Source organism: Zoogloea sp. LCSB751 (genome assembly GCF_002028455.1).
In the GTDB taxonomy this organism is placed as follows: Bacteria; Pseudomonadota; Gammaproteobacteria; order Burkholderiales; family Rhodocyclaceae; genus Zoogloea.
Window position 1 is genome coordinate 1 of sequence record NZ_MWUM01000153.1, and the last position, 278, is coordinate 278.

The 278-nt window shown below is 34.5% G+C and carries 1 protein-coding gene; it reads right to left on the reverse strand.

The genetic code is table 11. The annotated features are described in order from the left end of the window. Positions 1 to 278 (reverse strand): AAA family ATPase (locus B4920_RS29100; protein WP_145954650.1); only part of this gene is annotated, 278 nt, incomplete at both ends.

The following is a 278-nucleotide window of genomic DNA, read 5'->3' on the forward strand; positions in this document are numbered from 1 at the left end:
CCCACCGTTGCTCTTTCACGTCCATTGATTTTTAATTGTTCATTTAGAAAATCATATTCTATAACCTGTCCTTCACCATCAATCTCGTAACAAATTCTATATGAGAAATACACTTCATATCTCTTTTCTCCCCAGTCATACTGGTATATATGACGAAATACCTCCAGAAGAGCCTCAATAAAATTTGATTTTCCAGAACCATTTTTACCCACAAGCATTTCTAGGAAGGACTGTGTTGAAAAGTCTAATGTGAATTCATTTAGGTTCTTGTAATCACT